General features: G+C 39.7%; 22 protein-coding genes. 7 read left to right on the top strand and 15 right to left on the bottom strand.

Annotation, left to right across the window (positions count from 1 at the left end):
• Positions 1-4 precede the first annotated feature (4 nt).
• A complete protein-coding gene (locus RM529_RS09595) occupies positions 5-946 on the top strand; it encodes a LysR family transcriptional regulator (protein WP_311484580.1) in 942 nt (313 codons plus the stop codon).
• 54 nt (positions 947-1,000) lie between these two features.
• On the opposite strand, the gene RM529_RS09590 is transcribed toward RM529_RS09595, so the two are convergent.
• From RM529_RS09590 to RM529_RS09580, 3 genes are all read right to left on the bottom strand, one after another.
• Positions 1,001-1,198, bottom strand: coding sequence for a hypothetical protein (locus RM529_RS09590; RefSeq protein WP_311484579.1), 198 nt, complete (start codon positions 1,196-1,198; stop codon positions 1,001-1,003).
• 127 nt (positions 1,199-1,325) lie between these two features.
• Positions 1,326-2,126: a TIGR00266 family protein gene (locus RM529_RS09585; protein WP_311484578.1), complete on the bottom strand. Its 801-nt coding sequence runs from the start codon at positions 2,124-2,126 to the stop codon at positions 1,326-1,328.
• A gap of 265 nt (positions 2,127-2,391) precedes the next feature.
• On the bottom strand, positions 2,392-2,847 hold the full coding sequence (locus RM529_RS09580) for a DUF4442 domain-containing protein (RefSeq protein WP_311484577.1): 456 nt from the start codon (positions 2,845-2,847) through the stop codon (positions 2,392-2,394).
• Between the two features lie 145 nt (positions 2,848-2,992).
• Here RM529_RS09580 and RM529_RS09575 point away from each other — a divergent pair, with 145 nt between their 5' ends.
• Genes RM529_RS09575 through RM529_RS09560 form a run of 4 tightly spaced genes read left to right on the top strand, consistent with a single transcriptional unit; the run spans position 2,993 to position 5,751 of the window.
• Positions 2,993-3,517, top strand: a complete 525-nt coding sequence (locus RM529_RS09575; protein WP_311484576.1) for a DUF4870 domain-containing protein — start codon at positions 2,993-2,995, stop codon at positions 3,515-3,517.
• Positions 3,514-3,858: a PadR family transcriptional regulator gene (locus RM529_RS09570; RefSeq protein ID WP_311484575.1), complete on the top strand. Its 345-nt coding sequence runs from the start codon at positions 3,514-3,516 to the stop codon at positions 3,856-3,858. The genes RM529_RS09575 and RM529_RS09570 overlap by 4 nt, the downstream gene beginning before the upstream one ends.
• Entirely contained in the window at positions 3,851-5,608 is a 1,758-nt protein-coding gene (locus RM529_RS09565) for a PspC domain-containing protein (protein ID WP_311484574.1), read from the top strand. Before RM529_RS09570 ends, RM529_RS09565 begins: the two co-directional genes overlap by 8 nt.
• Positions 5,605-5,751: a hypothetical protein gene (locus RM529_RS09560; RefSeq protein ID WP_311484573.1), complete on the top strand. Its 147-nt coding sequence runs from the start codon at positions 5,605-5,607 to the stop codon at positions 5,749-5,751. Before RM529_RS09565 ends, RM529_RS09560 begins: the two co-directional genes overlap by 4 nt.
• Positions 5,752-5,830: 79 nt before the next feature.
• Here the strand turns inward: RM529_RS09560 and trxB are convergent, their stop codons facing one another.
• Complete coding sequence (trxB, locus tag RM529_RS09555) at positions 5,831-6,805, bottom strand: thioredoxin-disulfide reductase (protein ID WP_311484572.1); 975 nt, start codon at positions 6,803-6,805, stop codon at positions 5,831-5,833.
• 175 nt (positions 6,806-6,980) lie between these two features.
• Between trxB and RM529_RS09550 the strand changes: the two genes are divergently transcribed.
• Positions 6,981-7,604, top strand: coding sequence for a trimeric intracellular cation channel family protein (locus RM529_RS09550; protein WP_311484571.1), 624 nt, complete (start codon positions 6,981-6,983; stop codon positions 7,602-7,604).
• Positions 7,605-7,719: 115 nt separating this feature from the next.
• Here the strand turns inward: RM529_RS09550 and RM529_RS09545 are convergent, their stop codons facing one another.
• The 10 genes from RM529_RS09545 to RM529_RS09500 form a co-directional block, all read right to left on the bottom strand.
• Complete coding sequence (locus RM529_RS09545) at positions 7,720-8,619, bottom strand: NAD(P)-dependent oxidoreductase (protein WP_311484570.1); 900 nt, start codon at positions 8,617-8,619, stop codon at positions 7,720-7,722.
• A gap of 274 nt (positions 8,620-8,893) precedes the next feature.
• The gene (locus tag RM529_RS09540) at positions 8,894-10,435 is read right to left on the bottom strand and encodes an acyl-CoA carboxylase subunit beta (protein WP_311484569.1); all 1,542 of its coding nucleotides are present in this window, start codon (positions 10,433-10,435) and stop codon (positions 8,894-8,896) included.
• Positions 10,436-10,484: 49 nt separating this feature from the next.
• Positions 10,485-11,924 (bottom strand): acetyl-CoA carboxylase biotin carboxylase subunit, encoded by a 1,440-nt coding sequence (gene accC / locus RM529_RS09535; protein WP_311484568.1) that lies wholly within the window; start codon positions 11,922-11,924, stop codon positions 10,485-10,487.
• Between the two features lie 150 nt (positions 11,925-12,074).
• Positions 12,075-12,560, bottom strand: a complete 486-nt coding sequence (locus RM529_RS09530; protein ID WP_311484567.1) for an acyl-CoA carboxylase biotin carboxyl carrier protein subunit — start codon at positions 12,558-12,560, stop codon at positions 12,075-12,077.
• A 140-nt stretch (positions 12,561-12,700) separates the two neighbouring features.
• On the bottom strand, positions 12,701-13,114 hold the full coding sequence (locus RM529_RS09525) for a hypothetical protein (RefSeq protein WP_311484566.1): 414 nt from the start codon (positions 13,112-13,114) through the stop codon (positions 12,701-12,703).
• A gap of 138 nt (positions 13,115-13,252) precedes the next feature.
• On the bottom strand, positions 13,253-14,308 hold the full coding sequence (locus RM529_RS09520; protein WP_311484565.1) for an MBL fold metallo-hydrolase: 1,056 nt from the start codon (positions 14,306-14,308) through the stop codon (positions 13,253-13,255).
• Between the two features lie 17 nt (positions 14,309-14,325).
• Positions 14,326-15,366, bottom strand: coding sequence for a cytochrome d ubiquinol oxidase subunit II (locus RM529_RS09515; RefSeq protein ID WP_311484564.1), 1,041 nt, complete (start codon positions 15,364-15,366; stop codon positions 14,326-14,328).
• Positions 15,367-15,368: 2 nt separating this feature from the next.
• Positions 15,369-16,670, bottom strand: a complete 1,302-nt coding sequence (locus RM529_RS09510) for a cytochrome ubiquinol oxidase subunit I (protein WP_311484563.1) — start codon at positions 16,668-16,670, stop codon at positions 15,369-15,371.
• Positions 16,671-16,915: 245 nt separating this feature from the next.
• On the bottom strand, positions 16,916-17,260 hold the full coding sequence (locus RM529_RS09505) for a rhodanese-like domain-containing protein (protein ID WP_311484562.1): 345 nt from the start codon (positions 17,258-17,260) through the stop codon (positions 16,916-16,918).
• A 553-nt stretch (positions 17,261-17,813) separates the two neighbouring features.
• Positions 17,814-18,230, bottom strand: coding sequence for a Dabb family protein (locus tag RM529_RS09500; protein ID WP_311484561.1), 417 nt, complete (start codon positions 18,228-18,230; stop codon positions 17,814-17,816).
• 313 nt (positions 18,231-18,543) lie between these two features.
• Between RM529_RS09500 and RM529_RS09495 the strand changes: the two genes are divergently transcribed.
• Positions 18,544-19,728, top strand: coding sequence for an MFS transporter (locus RM529_RS09495; RefSeq protein WP_311484560.1), 1,185 nt, complete (start codon positions 18,544-18,546; stop codon positions 19,726-19,728).
• A 298-nt stretch (positions 19,729-20,026) separates the two neighbouring features.
• Here RM529_RS09495 and RM529_RS09490 read toward each other — a convergent pair.
• A partial coding sequence (locus RM529_RS09490) for a hypothetical protein (protein ID WP_311484559.1) occupies positions 20,027-20,336 on the bottom strand: 310 nt, incomplete at its 5' end.

Below are 20,336 nucleotides of genomic sequence, written 5' to 3'. Positions count from 1 at the left end.
ATTTATGACGATCACTCAGCTTCATTATGTTTTGGCTGTAGCCGAACATAAAAACTTTACAAAAGCCGCTCAAAAGGTGTTTGTAACGCAGCCTACTTTAAGTATGCAAATTCAGAAACTCGAGGAAGAACTGGATGTGCAGATTTTTGACAGGAGTAAGAAGCCTATTCAACTGACAGAAACCGGTAGAAAAATTGTACACCAGGCGCGCAATATTGTAAATGAAAGCGACAGGATTAAAGATATTGTAGACCAGCAAAAAGGATATATTGGAGGCGTTTTTAAACTGGGAATAATCCCAACCGTAATGCCTACGCTGCTACCGCTTTTTATCAATAACTTTATTAAGAAATATCCAAAGGTTAAACTAAAAATTGAAGAGCTTAATACCGAGGCAATTATTGAAAAATTAAAGGAAGGTCATCTTGATGCCGCTATTGCCGCTACGCCCCTTGAGCAGGAAGGAATTAAAGAAAACGTGCTTTACTATGAACCTTTTGTAGGGTACATTCCGCCGTCACACCGCCTGAATAAGAAAGACAAACTCGCGGTAAATGATTTGGATCTTGATGATATACTCTTACTTCAGGACGGACACTGTTTTAAAGACGGAATTATTAATCTTTGCAAAGTTTCCCGCGGATTTAATGAGGATCATTTTCAGTTGGAAAGCGGTAGCTTCGAGACCTTGATAAGGCTGGCAAATGAAGGACTGGGGATGACGCTTCTACCCTACCTTCACACCCTGGAAGTAAAAGAATCTGAAAAACAACATTTAAAAATGTTCGAAGATCCTGTGCCTGCCCGTGAAGTAAGCCTTATCTACAATCGCAGTGAGTTAAAAATGCAAATAATCGAGGCCATGCGCAGCACCATTGCCGGTGTTGTGAAAGGAGCAATTGCCTATCAAAATGTGCAGATCATTAGTCCGCTAAACAAAAAATAGTTTCGAAATAAAGTAAAACAGTAAAAGAAAAAGCGGCTCAAAGGCCGCTTTTTTCTATGGATTTAAATAAATTAAACAATTATTCAATTTAGGGTTCTGCCGGGTCAAAGAGATAATCCAGGGTTTTAGTTCCTCAATTTCATGAGGCAACAATCTGTCCATCGCTTTATTAACTTCCTTACAGAACAACGTAGCATCAAAACTTACTTTATCAAGTATTGTTTTGGTGTATTCAAACATCGCTCTCGCCATAATTTGATACTGGTTTAGTTAGAAAATAATTAAAAAAAGTAGATATGTTTCTATAGGCTTAGCTTAATCATTTTTTAAATATAAATAAAAAATTTGAAATTTCGTCACACGCAAACGATTTAGTTGGCTAGAATCTTCGGTCCCCTCCAATCACATCCCCCAATCCGCCTAATATACTGCCTTCGCCTTTATCGTTGCCTCCACCTTGCGGGGCAGCCTGCAGTACGCGATTTGCTAACCGGCTAAAAGGTAGAGACTGGACATATACCGTCCCAGGACCGGTAAGGGTGGCAAAAAACAAACCTTCACCACCAAAAAAAGTATTCTTGATACCACCTACAAATTCTATATCATAATCAATATCTTGTGTGAAACCTATTATACAGCCAGTGTCTACTTTCAATTTCTCACCAGGTTGCAATTCTTTTCTTGCCATAGTACCACCAGCGTGGACAAATGCCATCCCGTCGCCTTCTACTTTTTGCATAATGAAACCTTCCCCACCAAAAAAACCACGGCCAAATTTTTTACTGAATTCAATTCCAATGGAAACGCCTTTCGCTGCACATAGAAATGCATCTTTCTGACAAATAAATTTTCCGTTAAACCTCGTGAGGTCTATTGGTATAATTTTACCAGGATAGGGAGATGCAAAACTTATCTTCTTCTTTCCCTGAACTTCATTAGAAAAAATAGTCATAAAAAGGCTTTCCCCGGTTAAAAGCCTTTTCCCGGCTCCCAATATTTTTCCAAGAAATCCTTCATCTTTGGCAGAACCGTCTCCAAAGATGGTATTCATTTGGATTCCATTGTCCATCATCATAAAATTTCCGGCTTCAGCAATTACCGCCTCTTGCGGGTCCAGTTCCAGCTCTACATACTGCATTTCCTCTCCAAAAATCTGGTAATCTATTTCATGTGCATTCATTGTTTAAATGTTTAAGGTTCAATGTTTAAAGTTGAAAAAATTCACGTTGTCTGTTCCTTTTCGCAGAATAACTCCTTAAATCCGGATTTTAAAATTTCACGGGTTCACTCTTTTTGTAGTTCTTATTTTACTATTTGCAAACTAACACATCTTCAAGTCTTCAAATTTTCAACAGCTTTTCGCTTAAAACTTGTCACTGCTTCACTCTTTCACTGCTTCACTCTTTTCATCTTCAAATCGGCACATTTTCAAATTTTCAAATTAACTAATTCTTCACTCTCACCGTCCATTCAAAATCAAATTCGGAAACTTCAACTCCATCCTCATTACGTCCCACACTTTTCATCCAAAACGTTTCCCCTTCTCCGCTGGTTAGGGTTCTTCTTATAGCCTCGGTAATTTTGTCACCATCCTCACTGGTAAAGGTAATTTTTCCAGTTGCTTTTTTGGAAAAAGTAGATTTATTCTGTGCTACCAGCATAGAAATCTTCTTATTTTCCTGCTGAATTTTGGACATCACCAGAGCTCCCGTGCTTAACTCAGCAGCCATAGCCTGTACGGCGAAATACATAGATTTAAACGGATTTTGATTGATCCACCTGTGCTTCACCCCCACTTTGCAATTCCTGTCATCTATATGTTCAACTCTTACCCCGCAAAACCACGCACTGGGCAACTTTAGCATTAAAAAGGAATTAAGTTTTGCAGGAGTCATTTTCATACGTATTGAATTTTGTCCTTACAATGTATCTAAAATAAACGATTCAGATATGAGAGCTAATTCTTAAATTTAAGTTAAATTTAGGTACTATGCTTTGCAAATTACTATCCTTTGTACATATATTTGCATAAGAAATTAATAGGCAATGAACTCATCAATCATCACTCGCGATAAAAACCTGGCAACACTTATCCATCTGTCGGTTTTTACCAAATTCATTTTTCCATTAGGCAACTTCTTCTTTCCACTCCTTCTGTGGATCTTCAGAAAAGAAGAAGATGGATTTGTAGATCATCATGGCAAAAATGCGCTCAATTTCCAGATAAGTATTTTCCTCTATAGCGTTTTACTCGTACTATTGGGATTAGCAGGGATTGTTTGTAGTGCAATCTATCTGGATCACCAAATTTCCCTACATACATTTCCTGAATTTGCTATAGACGATCTACAAGGAGCCATGTCTGCCATTATTTTCGTAGCCGTTTTCGGTTCTCTTCTTCTTGCTCTTTTTATTCTTGAAATTTTCGCGGTGATAAGCGCCAGTATTAAAGCGAATGAGGGAGAACTATATAACTACCCATTATGCATCAATTTCATACGTACTAACAAAACTAATCATCAATCAAAAAATGGACAGTTTAACAACAACAAAGAAAATCAGACATTATGAAGATTGAAAATACCAAGGCACAAATGCGAAAAGGTGTGCTGGAGTACTGCATTCTCTCTGTCCTTCGGGATGAAGATGCATATGTGGCAGAAATTCTCGAGACCTTAAAAGACGCGAAATTGCTGGTAGTGGAAGGCACCATCTACCCTTTACTTACCAGGCTCAAAAACGCCGGACTCCTTTCCTACCGTTGGGAAGAATCCAGCAGCGGACCACCCCGTAAGTACTACGGACTTACAGACACGGGAAAACTTTTCCTTCAAGAACTCACCACCACGTGGGACGAATTGCAAACTGCTGTGACTATTGTAACCACTCAAAAAAATAAAGATCATGAATAAAACAGTCAATATAAATCTCGCCGGTATTTTCTTTCATATAGATGAAGATGCTTACGCCAAATTACAGCACTATCTGGATGCCATTAAACGTTCCTTTGCCCATACCCAGGGAAGTGAGGAAATAATAGCAGACATTGAGGCCCGTATTGCTGAACTGTTCAATGAAAAAATAAAGGACAAGAGACAAGTTATCGGTATTAAAGAAGTGGAAGAGGTGATCCTAATCATGGGCCAGCCTGAAGATTATATGGTCGACGAAGAAATTTTCGAAGATGAACCTGTTTACGAAAGCACAGGGAAAACTACCGGAAGAAAACTTTTTCGTGATCCTTTGAATAGCTATTTGAGCGGCGTTTCTTCTGGACTTGGTCATTACCTGGAAATCGATGCAGTTTGGGTACGATTGTTATGGGTGCTCCTCACATTTCTTACCAGCGGTGCTTTTATCCTGATATATATAGCATTCTGGATTTTTGTGCCCGAAGCGAAAACAACAGCAGACAGGCTTGCCATGAAAGGTGAAGAAGTGACCATTAGCAATATCGAAAAAAAGATTCGGGAGGGTTTCGATAATGTGGCCGGCAAAGTAAAAGATGTAGATTATGAAAAATACGGAAAAAGAGCACGGTCTGGAGCCAGTTCTGCAGGATCGGCTCTGGGAAATGCCATTTTAATGGTGTTGACCATCTTCGTGAAATTCATTGGAATATTGCTATTACTACTTTCAGGATCAATGTTAATCGGGTTATTTATTGCCTTGTTTACCGTTGGTGTCTTCGGTATTATTGAAGCACCCTGGACAGATTATGTAGAAATGGCCGTAAGCGGCGGTCCGCTCTGGCTTATTTCCCTGCTAGCTTTCTTCCTTGTCGGCATTCCGTTCTTCTTCCTTTTCGTGCTCGGATTAAAAATCCTCGTAAATAACCTCAAATCGATTGGAACTACTGCTAAATTAGTACTATTGGGGGTGTGGATACTTTCTTTCATCGGAATATTTATTATTGGAGTTCAACAGGCAACAAATACAGCTTTTGATGGAGAAACTGTAATAACCAGGCCACTGAATATTTCTTCTCAGGATACGCTATTCCTGAAAATGCAGAATGATAATAGTTTTTCCACAAGTTTCTACCGTGGCGATGCTTTTAAAATAAGACATGATGAAAACAACAATAAATTGATGTTTTCAGACCGGATTTGGATAACGATTAAATCTACAAGGGATTCCTTTGCCAGCATGGAGATCGTAAAAGCTGCGGAAGGAAGGGATTTTAAAGACGCCAACGAAAGAGCACGTAGCATACAATATGAAGCTAATCTCGTGGATAATGAACTGCAACTCGACAGTCATCTGTCTTCAGATTTAAAATATAAGTACAGGGATCAGGAAGTTAGGCTTACCTTATACCTTCCCCAGGGCACTACGCTTTATGTAGAAAGGAATGTGGCTCCTTTTATCAGCAGGTATAACAGTGAAAATATCTACAGGCGTGGCGACCAGGAGCGTTACCTTGAAGTGATCGAAAACGGAACAATTTGTAACGATTGCCCTGTGGAAATGGATTTTGAAGATGAAAATGAAGAAGATCCTTATACAGATGACGAATGGGAAAGCGAGGACCAGTGGGACGAGGAAGGCGATTATAATTCCGGCGGAAGTAATCGCAATTCCACTGAAGAACCTGGAAGTAATGAAAGTCCTGATACTGATACAACCACAGCAGAAACCGCCAAAACCAGCCAATCATGAGCACTTTAATCAGCTTGTTAGTAAGTTTAGTAATGTCTGTTATTATGGAAGTACCCACGGAAGAAACTTCGGAAAATAAGGCTGAGGAAAACTGCACAATTCAGCTTCAGCAAAAAACAGCGGAAGTTTGTATCGAAGAATAATTCTGAAAAATCAGTCTTAAAAAAGAAAATCCCGTCAACATTAGTTGGCGGGATTTCTTTATATCGAAAATTGCCATTTTCAGGCAGTCACTTCCTCTTCTTCTCTACTTTCCACCTCTGCAAGATAACGTTCTGCATCCAATGCAGCCATACAACCGGTACCGGCAGCAGTTACTGCCTGGCGATACTCCTTATCCTGTACATCTCCAGAAGCAAAAACCCCCGGAAGGTTTGTTTTTGTAGATTTCCCCGTGGTAATTAAATACCCGGTGTTATCCATATCTAACTGACCTTTAAAAACTTCGGTATTTGGCTTATGACCAATAGCTACAAAAAATCCGGTGATCTTGATTTCGTCTTTTTCCCCGGTTTGGTTATTCACCATTCTTAAACCTTCAACTACCTGGTCGCCAAGTATTTCATCTACTTCAGTATTATATCTTAAATCGATATTTTTAGTACTGGTCACCCTGTGCTGCATGGCCTTAGAAGCCCGCATTTCATCTTTTCTAACCAGCATTGTTACTTTATTGCAAATATTGGAAAGATAAGTAGCTTCTTCCGCAGCGGTATCTCCACCCCCTACAATTGCAACATCCTGATTCTTATAGAAGAAACCGTCGCAAACAGCACATGCTGAAACTCCGCCTCCTCTTAATTTCTGCTCACTTGGCAGCCCAAGGTATTTTGCAGTAGCTCCGGTAGAAATAATTACAGTTTCTGCCTCCACCCATGTCGCGTTATCTACACGCGCACGGTGAACTCCTCCAACTTCTTTGCTGAACTCAACCTCGGTCACCATTCCTATCCTAACATCAGTACCAAAACGTTCAGCCTGTTTTTGAAGATCCATCATCATTTTAGGACCATCTATACCGTCTGGATACCCTGGAAAATTATCTACTTCAGTCGTAGTGGTTAACTGTCCGCCCGGTTCCATCCCTGTATACATAACCGGTTTAAGATCTGCGCGGGACGCATAGATTGCTGCAGTATATCCTGCCGGCCCTGAGCCTATTATAAGACATTTAATTCTTTCAACTTTATCGCTCATAATCAGTTTAGTTTGAAGTGCAAAAATACTAACTTTAAGTAAATTCCGGGCCTTATAATGATGAAGATTTACTATTGTCGAATAGCTGCAACAAATTCCTGGTATCTCAGAAGCTTCAGCAAAAATCCAGTATGACCTCTTCACAATTAAAAGTTTAAATTTACCTTTGCCCGCTATGGAGCTGAGTTTATTTAATATTCTCGACATTTTGGGAACAATGGCCTTTGCCATTTCGGGGGCACTTGCCGCAATGGACCGGAAACTGGATCTATTCGGCATCTTTATTATTGCATTTGTTACAGCAATTGGCGGCGGTACCATTAGGGATGCTCTTATGGGGAACACGCCCGTGGCCTGGATGGAAAATGCTGCCTATGTCTACCTGATTGGCGCCGTAACTATTTTCGCAATTATCTTCCGAAATAAGATAAACTACCTTAAAACATCGCTTTTTTTATTTGATACCATCGGACTCGGAGTTTTTACAATTACCGGGGTAGAAACCGGTGTTTCCAACAATCTTGACCCCATAATTTCTATTGCCATAGGAGCAATGACAGGTACTTTTGGCGGGGTGGTAAGGGATATTCTTTGTAATGAAATTCCCGTGATCTTCCGAAGGGAAATTTATGCCACAGCATGTATTGTTGGGGGGCTGGCGTTTGTTATTCTTCACAAACTGGGAGTAAATACTGATATTATTTACATCGTCACGTCACTTACAGTAATCGCTATCAGGCTGCTGGTGGTAAAATATAAGATTTCATTGCCTTCTTATCATCTGCTTCAGAATAATTAAGTACTAAAAAGTGCAGATTCCTTTTCAGCAAAGCCTGTATCAAAAAATGGAAATTATCGGCACCAGGAGCAGAAATTTTCAATTTTTTTAGCAGTAAAATTTACAACTGAAGAATTTATTTTTCAATAAAATCTTTGAAATTGTCCAGCACCTTTTGAGAGAGGCGCTCTTCGGTTTTTGAGGACCATCCCGCGCTTTTGTCTACAGAAATCAGGTTTTTATTTTTTAAAATTCGCCCATCCAGTTTACTCTTTGCATCTCCGTCGAAAATTGCAAAATTTGAAGGCTCACTTATCCATTCCTTAAAAGCTTCTTCGTCCATCGGTAATCCCAGCGAAGTATTGATTAGAATTTTACCCGAACCTAACTGCTGAAACTCCTTTTTCTTCAGAATTTCAATATTTTTAGGTAGATGAATACTCACCATTTCTGAAGTTTTTAGCAATTCCTCCAGCTCCAGATACTTTACTCCTTGCTCTTCCCAATCCTTTTTCCTGGTCCTGCTGAAGTAGCAGAGATCCATCCCAAAAGGCAGCAAACATTTTACAAGCAGCTGTCCGGTAGTTCCAAGCCCGATAATGCCCAGTTTCCTACCAGTAAGTTCCATTGGCATTTCCCGCCACTGATTTTCTCCAAATCCGTGTAGCAATCTCACTATTTCCGAAACTATAAACTCTATCACCCCGGGATCGCCGTAATCCCTGATGCCGGTAACGCCAATTCCCATTTCCCTGGCAAAATTAACCGCCACATTAGCCGAAGCATCATCGTATAAACTGCAGCACATCCCTATGTACTTAAGATTAGGGCATTTTTTAATGATTTCCTCATCAATCGGAGTTCTCCAGGACACAAAAATGACTTCTGCATCGCCTATTCGCTCTAAAACCTCAGCTTTAGATCCGGGATCATCCTTATAAAAATCAATTTTATCTTCAGTGTATTGCTGTAGTTCCTCCAAAGCCCAATTTTCGATCTTGGTACTATCTACACAAACAATTTTCTTAAATTTCATATTTTATTTTTCTCTTTTTCTTCTGAAAAAGTCCTGCTCTTAAAATGACAATTATCAACCTTATCCCAAGTACGAGGTAAGAAGTGAGAGGTACGGAAAATTTTTTCTCTTCTCCTTCCTCTCTTAAAGGCAAGTCTTGAAAATGGCAATTATCGACCTGAAAATTTATTTTAAATTATAAATTTTGAAATTTGAATTGCTCCTTCTCACTACCCACTTTCCACTCTTCACTCTCCACTCTCCACTTTTCAACTTTAAAAACTTTCAACTGAATTTACAACGGAATATTCCCATGCTTCCTGTCAATCCTCAGTACCTGCTTATTCTCGAGCATACTGAAAGCCTTTAGTAGCTTTTTGCGTGTATCTCTCGGCATAATCACCTCATCAATAAATCCGCGTTGGGCTGCTTTAAACGGATTGGCAAACTTTTCAGCATATTCAGCTTCCTTCTCAGAAAGTTTTAATTCAGGATCTTCTGCCTCTTTAATTTCTCTTCTGAAGATAATTTCACTCGCACCTTTGGCCCCCATCACGGCGATTTCCGCAGTAGGCCAGGCGTAGTTAAGATCGGCGCCAATGTGTTTACTGTTCATCACATCGTATGCTCCGCCGTAGGCTTTGCGGGTAATCACTGTTACCCGTGGCACGGTTGCTTCACTTAAAGCATACAACAATTTAGCGCCATGCAGGATAATTCCATTCCATTCCTGGTCTGTTCCCGGAAGAAATCCCGGCACATCAACCAACACGAGTAATGGAATATTAAAACAGTCGCAAAATCTTGTAAAACGTGCCGCTTTTTTAGAGCTGTCCACATCCAGAACTCCGGCAAGGCTCATAGGTTGATTCGCAACAATCCCAATGCTCCTGCCGCCAAGCCGCGCAAAACCTACAATAATATTTTCGGCATAATCTTTATGAATTTCGAAAAAAGAATTTTCATCTATAATTCCCTTTATCACCTCATGCATATCATAAGGTTTGTTGGAACTATCCGGCACCAAAGTGTCTAAATTTTCTCTAATCTCGTCGCTCAATTCAAAAGGCAGCTTTTCCGGGGTTTCTTTATTGTTCTGCGGAAGATAACTCATCAGTTTTTTGATATCCTCCAGGCAGGTAATATCGTTAAATGAAGTAATATGCGTAACCCCCGATTTTGTAGAGTGCGTACTCGCGCCGCCAAGTTCTTCAGAAGTCACCTCTTCATTGGTCACGGTTTTCACCACATTTGGGCCGGTCACAAACATATAACTGGTGTCCTGCACCATAAGCGTAAAATCTGTCATTGCCGGGGAATAAACTGCTCCTCCCGCACAAGGCCCCATAATTGCTGATATTTGAGGAATTACGCCAGAAGCCTGAACATTCCGGTAAAAAATATCGGCATAGCCGCCCAGGGATTTCACCCCTTCCTGAATCCTGGCGCCACCTGAGTCGTTTAATCCGATAATTGGCGCGCCAACCTTCATAGCATGATCCATAACTTTGCAGATCTTCTCAGCATGAGTTTCAGATAAAGCGCCGCCAAATACGGTAAAATCCTGAGCAAAAACATACACCAGCCGGCCATTTATAGTACCATATCCGGTCACAACTCCGTCACCGTAGTATTGCTGTTTATCCATTCCAAAGTCGGTAGTACGATGGGTAACAAGAATTCCAAGCTCTTCAAAAGAACCTTCGTCCAGCAGGTAATCTACTCTTTCGCGGGCGGTTAACTTCTTCTTTTCATGTTGTTTGGCAATGCGTTTTTCACCGCCGCCCAAATGAGCTTGTTTAATTTTCTCATTTAACTTTTCTATATTCTGACTCATTATCTTAAGATTCTAATTTTGTATTTTGAATGCTGAAGCATTCAAACCTTTACTTTGGTAAGCGCACTAATTTCTGGTCTTTCAGGTACTGTTTCAAAGCGATTAATCCGGCAAGTTTCGCCTCTTCTTCAATTTTTGCTTCCAGTTTTTCTGCGGAATAATATTTTTTCACAAAATGGGTATCGAAATTCCCACTTCTGAAGGCTTCATGTTCAAAGACAAACTTTCCGAAAGGCAAAGTCGTCATAACGCCCTTTATTTCGTATGCATCTATCGCCTTTATCATAAGCTGAATGGCCTCTTCCCTGCTCTTTCCGTAGGTGATTAGCTTGGCGAGCATTGGATCGTAATAGATTGGAACTTCCATTCCTTCCTCAAAACCATCGTCCAGGCGGATTCCTTCCCCTGCCGGGCCGCGGTATCTTTCCAGGGTTCCTACGCTGGGCATAAAATCTTCCATGGGGTCTTCAGCATACACACGCAGTTCCACCGCATGGCCGGTAATTCTAAGATCATCCTGCGAAAATTGCAATTTTTGACCTCGCGCTACCTTTATCTGTTGTTCCACAAGATCGATCCCGGTAATTAATTCGGTTACCGGATGCTCCACCTGCAGGCGCGTATTCATTTCCAGAAAATAAAAATTCTTGTTCTCATCCATCAGGAACTCTACAGTTCCCGCCCCAACATAATCACAGGCTTGGGCTACTTTTACGGCAGCTTCTCCCATTTCTTTCCGAAGTTTTTCATCAAGAATTACCGAAGGCGCTTCTTCCACAACCTTCTGGTGCCGACGCTGAATGCTACATTCCCGTTCAAAAAGATGAAGGAAATTTCCATGCGTATCGCATAAAACCTGAATTTCTATATGTCGCGGAGAACCTACATATTTTTCAATAAAAACAGAACCATCCCCAAAGGCAGATTCGGCTTCGCTAATCGCACGCTGCATCTGGTCTCCGAGATCCTTCTCCTTTTCAACAACTCGCATTCCTTTTCCGCCGCCTCCGGCAGAAGCTTTAATCAAAATTGGAAATCCAATTTCCGTTGCAATTTTTTTAGCTTTCTCCACATCGGTTATAGCCTCGTCTATCCCGGGAACCATGGGAATTCCATATTTCTTGACCGCATCTTTGGCGGCAAGTTTGCTTCCCATAATTTTAATCGCTTTAGAACCGGGGCCAATCCAGGTGATGCCGTTTTTTTCCACATTTTCGGCAAATCCCGCATTCTCACTTAAAAATCCGTAGCCGGGATGTATACCGTCCACTCCAAGATCTTTGGCTACTTCTATAATTTTATCCCCGCGCAAATAAGATTCGTTAGAAGGCGCTTCTCCAATACATACCGCTTCATCTGCAAACTTCACATGCGGCGCATTCCTGTCTGCCTTAGAAAAAACAGCCACGGTCTTAATACCCATTTTTTGGGCGGTTTTCATTACCCGCAATGCAATTTCTCCCCGGTTGGCTACTAATATTTTCTTCATTTTAATTTTATATTTTTACTGCCTGCCAAGGCTTTCCTCTTTTATAATTCTGAATAAATCTTCGGCTGAAGGCATCTTGTTGTAGGCTTTAAGCTCTGATATAGAAAATCCTATGCTCGTGACTTTTTTATCTTTTCACTCTTCACTAATTTACTCCAGTTCTATTAATAACTGATTTTTATCTACCGTTTGCCCTTTTTCTACATGTACAGATTTTATAATCCCATCGCCGGGCGCAGTGAGGGTGTTTTCCATTTTCATGGCTTCCAGCACAAGCAGGTAATCACCTTCTTTTACCTCGTCTCCTTCTTTTGCCATTACTTCCAGAATCAAACCCGGCATTGGTGCTTTTATATCGTTTACAGCCTGGGCAGAACCTAATGAAAGTCCTATTTCTTCAATAAGCAAATCCAGCTCGTTGGCAATATCTACTTCATAAATATTGGAGTTGATCTTGACCGTATATTTTTTTTGGTTGAAACCGGAATTCAGAATTTCGGCTTTAAAAGATTGATGTTCCTTTAAAACATGAAATTTGGAGCCGGAAAGTTCCTGTTGATCTAAAGCTGCAATTTCACGATTGGTAAATTGATATTCATAAATATTATTTACCTTGATCTTATATTTTTTTTTCATATTTCTTACTTAAAAGAGGCTTTTGAAGCCTGTTTCGTAAATATAGAAAAAGTTTAAAGCATTTTTTACAGACTTTGCAGAGCTTTTAAAAAAAGGCAGTAGATACAGGCATTTATAAGCCGAAAATATAAAAGGAAAAACTAATTATATTCGATAAGCCGGAGGTAATCGTTTCTTCCAAAAGTGATAAAATAAACAAGATAGCCGAGGAAAAGGAACATGAGAAAAGCAAGATAAACAGAGTGGATATCGTAGACGATATCTAGAAAAAAATATAAAAATGCATTAAAAAGGGCAATAGGTAGGAACCAATTAGAAAAAACAAAGCCTTTAACTTCCACAAGTTTCTCTTCCCCTTCGATAATTTCAAAATTTATGGGACGGCTTGTGCACCAATCGATTTTTGCCTGGAGGGTATGATTGCCCGCTGAAATTTCAAATTCTTTTATTTCACCGTCTTCAATTGTATCAAGGAGCTCTCCATCCAAAATAAGTTTAAAAGAACGCATTTTATTTGCCCACTCAGAGTTTCTTTTGATCTTAAGATTTGTCATTGTAAAACTACATTGTGCAAAAAATGAAAATTAAATTGCTCATTTTTCTTTTTCATTTTGTAGCCAGAAAAATAAATGATGTTCGAAAATTGGAAATTTTCGGCATAGATTTTTAATATAGTCTCCTTTTAAAAATTGTTACTTTCCCTCAAATTTCCACCAGACCTCTTGATTATATTCCTCTCCCAGTCGGTAGGGTTCTCCGACTTTCGGCGCTACATAATGCTGCCCTACCTTTTTTGCGGAGGCCACAAATCTTTTAATCGGCTCGTTCCACGGATGTATCGATAATGTGAATTTTCCCCAATGTACAGGAATTGCCACTTTAGCATTCAAATCTTTTGCAGCCGCGACCGTCTGCTCCGGAAACATGTGGATCTCCGACCAGTTTTCGTTATACTGCCCGCATTCCAGAAAAGCCAGATCAAAAGGACCAAACCTTCTTCCGATTTCTTTAAACTGCTGGCTATATCCGGAATCTCCTCCTACAAAAATCTTATATTCCGTAAATTCCAGTATAAACGATGACCATAGCGTCTGAAAACGTGTGGTTCCCCTTCCCGAAAAATGTCTGGATGGAGCGGCTGTAACTTTAACTTCTGCATTTATTCGCTTATCTTCCCACCAGTCTAGTTCTGTAATGCTCTCTTTTTCCAATTCCCAATATTCCAGGTGCGACGCCACTCCCAGAGACGTAACAATTTTTTTTACTTTATTCTTCAGCTTAATAATTGTGGGATAATCCAGGTGGTCGTAATGGTCGTGCGTGAGTATAAGCAAATCTATCTCAGGGAAATCTTCAACTTCATAATGATCTGCGCCGGGGAATGATTTTCCGAAGAATTTAACCGGAGAAGCATTCCCACTGAAAACCGGATCTACCAGAACCCTGTACCCGTTAAGGTCTATAAAATACGAGGAATGGCCGAACCACACTATAGCGGGATTTTCTGAAGAAAGATTATGTAAATCTGTTTTTATGTTCGGAAGTTCTGCCGAAGGTCTAACTGATTTAGGCCGTGTTACAAAATCTTTAAGCACGGTAATCATCGAAACATCTTCGGGACTTACGGCTGTAGGCTGCACGTTCTGAAATTTTCCTTCAGAATAATTGGGGGACTTTTTTATTCTTTCCAGCCGCTCCCCTTCGGGTTTCTTTCCAAATGATTTTTTGAAGTCGTTAATTCCTGCCACAGTTATTAGTATATAATTTACTCTTTAAGTTCCTCTGCATCTTTTTGGTACACCTTGATCATATTAAATGATTTCATAAGATGAAAAAGTCCCGGTAAGATAACGAATCCGCCAATAATAAGGGAAATTCCAAGGCTGGTAATAGAAGATTCCGGAGCAACTCCCTCAAGAATGCTCAATTCTTCTTCCGAAGTAATTATAATATACGGAAAGTGTGCATAAAGCGCAGCAAATAAAATGAGTATTACCTGAAAACCTGCCAGATAACGACTGGCGATCCTGTTTTGCTTTCTAATAGAATTCCAAAGCGGGATAAGAAGAATTCCGGACAAAACAACAGCAATTATTGAAATTGGATTGGTAATAAAATCTTCGATGAAAGCAATATCAGAAAAATAGCCGTAAGCTATAAGTACAAAGCCAATTGAGACCAGGGCAATGGTAAAATATCCCGATTTTCGGCTATACATTTTTCTTATCTTCCCCTCGCTTTCTCCTATAAGCAAAGTTGAAGCGAGGAAAGCACAAAGCGCTGCATAAAATAAGCCCACGAGCAGAGAAAAAATATTGAACCAGGGATCCATAAAAATATCCTGAAAAGTATAGGCAGCATAATCTTCTGTCCGGATTATTTTTCCCCCGATTAATGCAGAAAAAGACATTCCCAGAAAGACAGGTGTAATAAAGCTGGAAATACGGAACATGGCGTTGTAAAGATATTGTGAACGATCCTCTATGGCATCATAATGCCTGAAAATAAATGCTACTCCGCGCATAGTAATCCCCAGAAGCACCAACGTAAGGGGAACGTGCAAATAGATAATAATCACGTTAAAATAAACGGGAAAGGCAATCCAGAGGATAACAATGAGAATTATTAGCCAGATATGATTGGCTTCCCAAACCGGTCCCATAACTTTATAGATCGTATCACGGTTGATTTTCTTGTTTTCCCTGGAAGAAAAAAGTTCTACGATACCCGCGCCAAAATCTGCACCACCCAAAAGCACATAAAGGAAGAAAGAAAAGAGTGTAAAAAATAGGACGACGTACAACATAACTATTCTGTATCTTCATTTAAGACTTTAATTTGCCTTTTCATAAGCCAGGTAACCGTAAAGGCCAGCGTAATGTACACCAGGAGATACATATAGAAACTGAATTTCATCCCCGGCATTGGGGTTACCGCATCTTCAGTTCTCATAATTCCGTGGATAATCCATGGTTGCCGCCCTACTTCTGTAACCACCCAACCGGCTTCTAAAGCAATAAAACCCAGTGGCGCAAGCAACATAAAGAACCACCAGTATTTGCGATTGTCCATCCAGGATTTCTTCTTCAGACTAATAAAATAAAGCAGCCCCGCGAGCATAAGCAGCGTACCAATTCCAACCATGGTTTGAAATGCGTAATGCACAATGGCCACCGGAGGAAGTTCGTCTTCAGGAAAATCGTTTAGCCCACGTACTTCAGCATCAAAATCCCCAAAAGCCAGAAAAGAGAGTGCGTTTGGAATTTCTATTTTATTGTTTACCTCTTTATTTTCTTCATCTACAATCCCACCAATGTACAGCGGAACACCCTTTCCGGTTTGGTAATGCGCTTCCATGGCTGCAAGTTTAACCGGCTGCCTTTGGGCAACATCTTTGGCAGAAAGATCCCCGCTTAAAGGTTGCAGGAGTGCCGCGACCGCGCCAAAAGAAATTGCAATTTTAAAAGCTTGTTTATGAAGTTTGGGGTTATTGCCGCGCAAAATCTGGAAGGCATGGAGCCCGGCAACCGCAAAACTCGTTGCCACAAAGGCGGCAAGCGTCATATGCAATGCCTGGGTGAACCAGGCGGGATTCAGAAAAGCCTGTACAGGATCTATATTGGTAAATTGGCCGTTTATGTAGTCGAATCCGGAAGGAGCATTCATCCAGCCATTTGCTGAAACAACAAGAATTCCAGATGCCACCCCAGAAATGCCAATTATGATGCCTGTAAACCAATGAAAATTTTCCGGAAGTTTGTTCCAGCCGTAGAGGTAAAACCCAAGGGCAATTGCTTCCACAAAAAAAGCCGCTCCTTCTAAAGAAAACGGCATTCCAATAATAGGGCCGGCATGTTTCATAAATTCGGGCCAGAGCATACCGAGTTCAAATGAAAGGGCCGTACCCGAAACTGCACCGGTCACAAAAAATATTGCCACCCCTTTGAGCCAGGCTTTGGTAAGTTTCAGATAAAGCGGATTTCTTGTCTTTAGCCATTTACGATGGGCTACTACCATAAAAAAAGGCATTACCATCCCTATACAGGCAAAAATAATATGGAAGCCAAGGGTAAAGGCCATCTGCAGCCTTGCGTATTCTAAATTTTCCATAGAAATTTACTCACAAACTTAAAAAACCCTGATTTTAAGCTTATTAAAGAATAATCAGGAGCTGTTTTTATTTTGAATAAATTTAGGTAAAAATTGATGGACTAGCACTTGTTTCGGCAGGAATTAAGCAGTCTAACTTCTATTTTTCAGAAGAAAACCAACACATCATTTTTAGAAAAGTTAATGTGGAACTGTTGTAAATAAAAACTAACTGAAGTAGCGGCTGAAAAGCCGGATGTTGTGGATTACTCCTGCCAGGCGAGAAATCCACCTTTTAAATCATATATTTTTGTAAACCCCTGTTTTATCATTTTCCTGGCCGCACGTGAACTCCTGGCCCCGCTTCGGCAGTAAATAAAAACAGGCTGATCTTTATCCAGGTTCTTAACATTAGTCATAAACCGGGAGTCATAGAAATTGATATTCCTGGCATTTTGAATATGATCTTCAATAAATTCCTTGGGAGTACGCACATCTATTAAAACGCCCTGAGTTTCCAGAAGGTGTTTTTTAAACTGAGCTTTTTTAAGAATTTCTATTTTTGCATTAGCCCGGGAACCGAAACCAAACAAATTTTTAAAAATATTCATTTTATAGTTCTCCTATACTTTAAAATCTATTAATCTTTCCATTCGGGTGAATAGGTTCTGTTTTTGTAAGTGACATGAATCAGAAATTTTCTGAAGCTTTTTACATTCTATGGATCTACCTGGATAAATATCAAAGAACATACCTAAATTTAAAAGTGCGGTAAAAGTAGGAAGAAAACTCCTATAAGTTTCTAATTTTAAACCTGAGATATTTTTGCTTATCTCTCGGGCTGTTCCAGTTTTGGAACTATTCCCAGACTCTGGAAAAGCCGCGCTTTTGCATACAGGAATTTTGTAAGCACTTCATTTTGTTTTAGCTGGGCTCCGAAAATTAGCGTTACCCAAATACCGGGCTGAACAGATTAAAAATGAGCTGAAGGAAATGGGTGTGAATTCTAACCAAACTGTATAAAAGATCAATATCTGCTGAAAACTGGAATTTTCAGACCTTTATTAATAATCAGAATTTAATCTTGTCAGCTCAACAGGTTGTAATTATTTGATTTCCCTGATTATCAGCAAACCTGAAGTAGCATATTTACTGAAAATAAGTTTATTCCCCTGCTAATTTGTCTATTCCAACAGAATCGTAAACCTGCACTTTTTTCCAAAGATGAGAAGATTCTTTTATAAATACTTTATGAGCCGGTTCTGACTGATATTTATCCTGAATTTCTTTTGAAGGAAAAGTGAGGATAAGGGAATACGTATAGGAATTATCCACTACATCACGCGGGGTTTCCGCCGGTACTCCAATAAATTTTGTTTGTGCATATTCGCTGTTTTTCAGGAACTTTTTGAGGGAAGTTTCAAAAGCCTCTCGGTCTTCGGCATTATTGGGATTATGGAACCAAAAATAAACAACATGCGAGAAATTGGCATCAAAATCCATTTTCTCTTCTTGAGCCGACAGGGTACTTGCACCTAAAAAAACTGCAGCTATGACTACTAATTTAAGTATTCCGGACATAATAAGAATATATTTTTAAGGTTCCTAAATTACAATAAATAAGGCAGGTTCAAAGATCTTTTTGTAAAATTTAGTTGACTTCCAGTGAGGAAATCTTTCTACTATATGATCGATATTTGTCATTTTTGGTTCTTCTTCTTATACGGGAAAGCCGCATAAAAAACTTTTTCTCTTTCTAATTTACATTTTGAGTTTGAAGGGTTCTAAAGTTATCGAAACCGAGATGCTTCGCCAACAAAAGATCTGTTGCTATCTAAAAAATTTCTTACTTATATCGGCATTTTTACTTTTCTTCGCATCAAATCACGCCAAAATGCCTGCCGAAAGACATATTTTACCAATTATTGTTTTTTCCCAGTTTTGCTGTACTTCCCTGTGGTTTGCCGGCAATGCCGTGATGGCAGATTTACTGCTGAACTATAATTTAAATGCTTCCGCTCTTGGCCATTTAACTTCTGCAGTACAATTTGGCTTTATAAGCGGCACTCTTATTTTTGCAATTTTCGGCATTGCAGATCGGTTTTCGCCCTCCAAAGTATTCCTTGTCTGTGCCCTTTTGGGAGCAGTTTTTAACTTTAGTATTATTTCTGAAGGTAATACGTTGAACAGCTTGTTGTTTTTGCGGTTTCTTACCGGATTTTCCCTCGCCGGAATTTATCCTGTGGGTATGAAGATCGCCACAGACTATTATCAGAAAGGGTTGGGCACTTCCCTGGGATTTCTTGTAGGAGCTTTGGTTTTGGGGACTGCATTTCCTCATTTTTTAAAAGACATTGCAGCCACCGGTGCATTGCCCTGGAAAACTGTTCTTATAACAACCTCTCTTCTTTCTGTTTTGGGCGGATTGCTAATTTTTTGCTTTATTCCGGACGGACCGTACAGGCAGCCAAAACTGAAAAAAGATTTTTCAGCGGCTTTTAATGTTTTCAGAAATTCCCGGTTTAGAGCAGCCGCCTTTGGCTACTTTGGCCATATGTGGGAACTCTATGCTTTTTGGGCTTTTGTACCGGTAGCTTTGCAAATTTATCAGAAAATACATCCCGGTGCTATTTTTAATATTCCTCTGCTTTCTTTCCTTGTTATAGGTTCCGGCGGTTTTGCCTGTGTTATAGGTGGCTATGTTTCAAAAAAAATTGGCACCCGGTATACTGCAGCCACAGCGCTTTTTCTTTCAGGTTTTTGTTGCTTAATTTCTCCCTTACTGCTTCTTCAAAATTCTCCAACTGCCTTAATTATTTTCCTCATATTTTGGGGATTTATGGTAGTTGCAGATTCTCCTCTTTTTTCAACATTAGTAGCTCAAAATGCTATCGCAGAATCCCGCGGCACAGCTCTTACAATTACAAATTCTATAGGATTCGGCATCACAATTATCAGTATTCAGCTAATCAATTTGCTTATGGGTATAATTAACCCGATTTATTTGTTTGTTTTTCTCGCAATCGGGCCGGCATTCGGATTGTGGGCGATATTTAGAAAAAATTCTTCGGAAGTCTGAACCCTTCCGTCTTAATCTGCTTTCACTGATAAAGCTAACTTCTATTGAAGAAAAAAAATTTATTTTGAAAAATTTCTCTTCAGAATTGAAAAAAACGAGGAAGATTCGAATTCTGGAAAAAATCAGTAAGAACTAAGACGAAGGACCAAAAATGGCAAATATCGGCATGCAGTTAAACTGTGATTTTAATTCTCTCGAAATAATGTCACCTTCCGTTAAAGAACAATGAGGATCAGAATTTCCTTCAGAAACAAAAATTATTCAGGTGCTTTCAATTAAAATTCAGAATATTAAAAAGTTATCTCCTGTGCCATCTCCTGGTAAACCACCAGCTGCTTATTTGTAAAAAGGCGGTAAGTACCACAGAAGTTATAAAATGCTTTAAAACCATCATCGTTAGAACCGGATAATTTCCCACAGACATAACTCCTGAAGCCCTACTAATATCCACATCCTGAATATAAATTCCAAGAATTGCAAAAGCGAGGAACAAAAAACAATAGGTAAAATAGAACAAGGAATTCACTTTGCGTGTCCATTTCCAGTAAACCGAAAAGCTCACGAACACCAACCAACTCACCAAATAACTCTGAATTAAGCCCAACAGC

The organism is Autumnicola edwardsiae (assembly GCF_031846505.1).
GTDB lineage: Bacteria > Bacteroidota > Bacteroidia > Flavobacteriales > Flavobacteriaceae > Autumnicola > Autumnicola edwardsiae.
The sequence above is the reverse complement of the archived record's forward strand: the minus strand, read 5'-3'. Positions and strand labels throughout refer to the sequence as shown.

Coding starts and splice junctions, on each gene's coding strand:
- RM529_RS09550 (WP_311484571.1), top strand. CDS start 6,981: ATGGAGCTGAGTTTATTTAATATTCTCGACATTTTGGGAACAATGGCC.
- RM529_RS09585 (WP_311484578.1), bottom strand. CDS start 2,126: ATGAATGCACATGAAATAGATTACCAGATTTTTGGAGAGGAAATGCAG.
- RM529_RS09575 (WP_311484576.1), top strand. CDS start 2,993: ATGAACTCATCAATCATCACTCGCGATAAAAACCTGGCAACACTTATC.
- RM529_RS09570 (WP_311484575.1), top strand. CDS start 3,514: ATGAAGATTGAAAATACCAAGGCACAAATGCGAAAAGGTGTGCTGGAG.
- RM529_RS09565 (WP_311484574.1), top strand. CDS start 3,851: ATGAATAAAACAGTCAATATAAATCTCGCCGGTATTTTCTTTCATATA.
- RM529_RS09580 (WP_311484577.1), bottom strand. CDS start 2,847: ATGAAAATGACTCCTGCAAAACTTAATTCCTTTTTAATGCTAAAGTTG.
- RM529_RS09595 (WP_311484580.1), top strand. CDS start 5: ATGACGATCACTCAGCTTCATTATGTTTTGGCTGTAGCCGAACATAAA.
- RM529_RS09560 (WP_311484573.1), top strand. CDS start 5,605: ATGAGCACTTTAATCAGCTTGTTAGTAAGTTTAGTAATGTCTGTTATT.
- RM529_RS09505 (WP_311484562.1), bottom strand. CDS start 17,260: ATGAATATTTTTAAAAATTTGTTTGGTTTCGGTTCCCGGGCTAATGCA.
- RM529_RS09545 (WP_311484570.1), bottom strand. CDS start 8,619: ATGAAATTTAAGAAAATTGTTTGTGTAGATAGTACCAAGATCGAAAAT.
- RM529_RS09510 (WP_311484563.1), bottom strand. CDS start 16,670: ATGGAAAATTTAGAATACGCAAGGCTGCAGATGGCCTTTACCCTTGGC.
- RM529_RS09515 (WP_311484564.1), bottom strand. CDS start 15,366: ATGTTGTACGTCGTCCTATTTTTTACACTCTTTTCTTTCTTCCTTTAT.
- RM529_RS09495 (WP_311484560.1), top strand. CDS start 18,544: ATGCCTGCCGAAAGACATATTTTACCAATTATTGTTTTTTCCCAGTTT.
- RM529_RS09525 (WP_311484566.1), bottom strand. CDS start 13,114: ATGACAAATCTTAAGATCAAAAGAAACTCTGAGTGGGCAAATAAAATG.
- RM529_RS09590 (WP_311484579.1), bottom strand. CDS start 1,198: ATGGCGAGAGCGATGTTTGAATACACCAAAACAATACTTGATAAAGTA.
- RM529_RS09540 (WP_311484569.1), bottom strand. CDS start 10,435: ATGAGTCAGAATATAGAAAAGTTAAATGAGAAAATTAAACAAGCTCAT.
- RM529_RS09500 (WP_311484561.1), bottom strand. CDS start 18,230: ATGTCCGGAATACTTAAATTAGTAGTCATAGCTGCAGTTTTTTTAGGT.
- trxB (WP_311484572.1), bottom strand. CDS start 6,805: ATGAGCGATAAAGTTGAAAGAATTAAATGTCTTATAATAGGCTCAGGG.
- accC (WP_311484568.1), bottom strand. CDS start 11,924: ATGAAGAAAATATTAGTAGCCAACCGGGGAGAAATTGCATTGCGGGTA.
- RM529_RS09530 (WP_311484567.1), bottom strand. CDS start 12,560: ATGAAAAAAAAATATAAGATCAAGGTAAATAATATTTATGAATATCAA.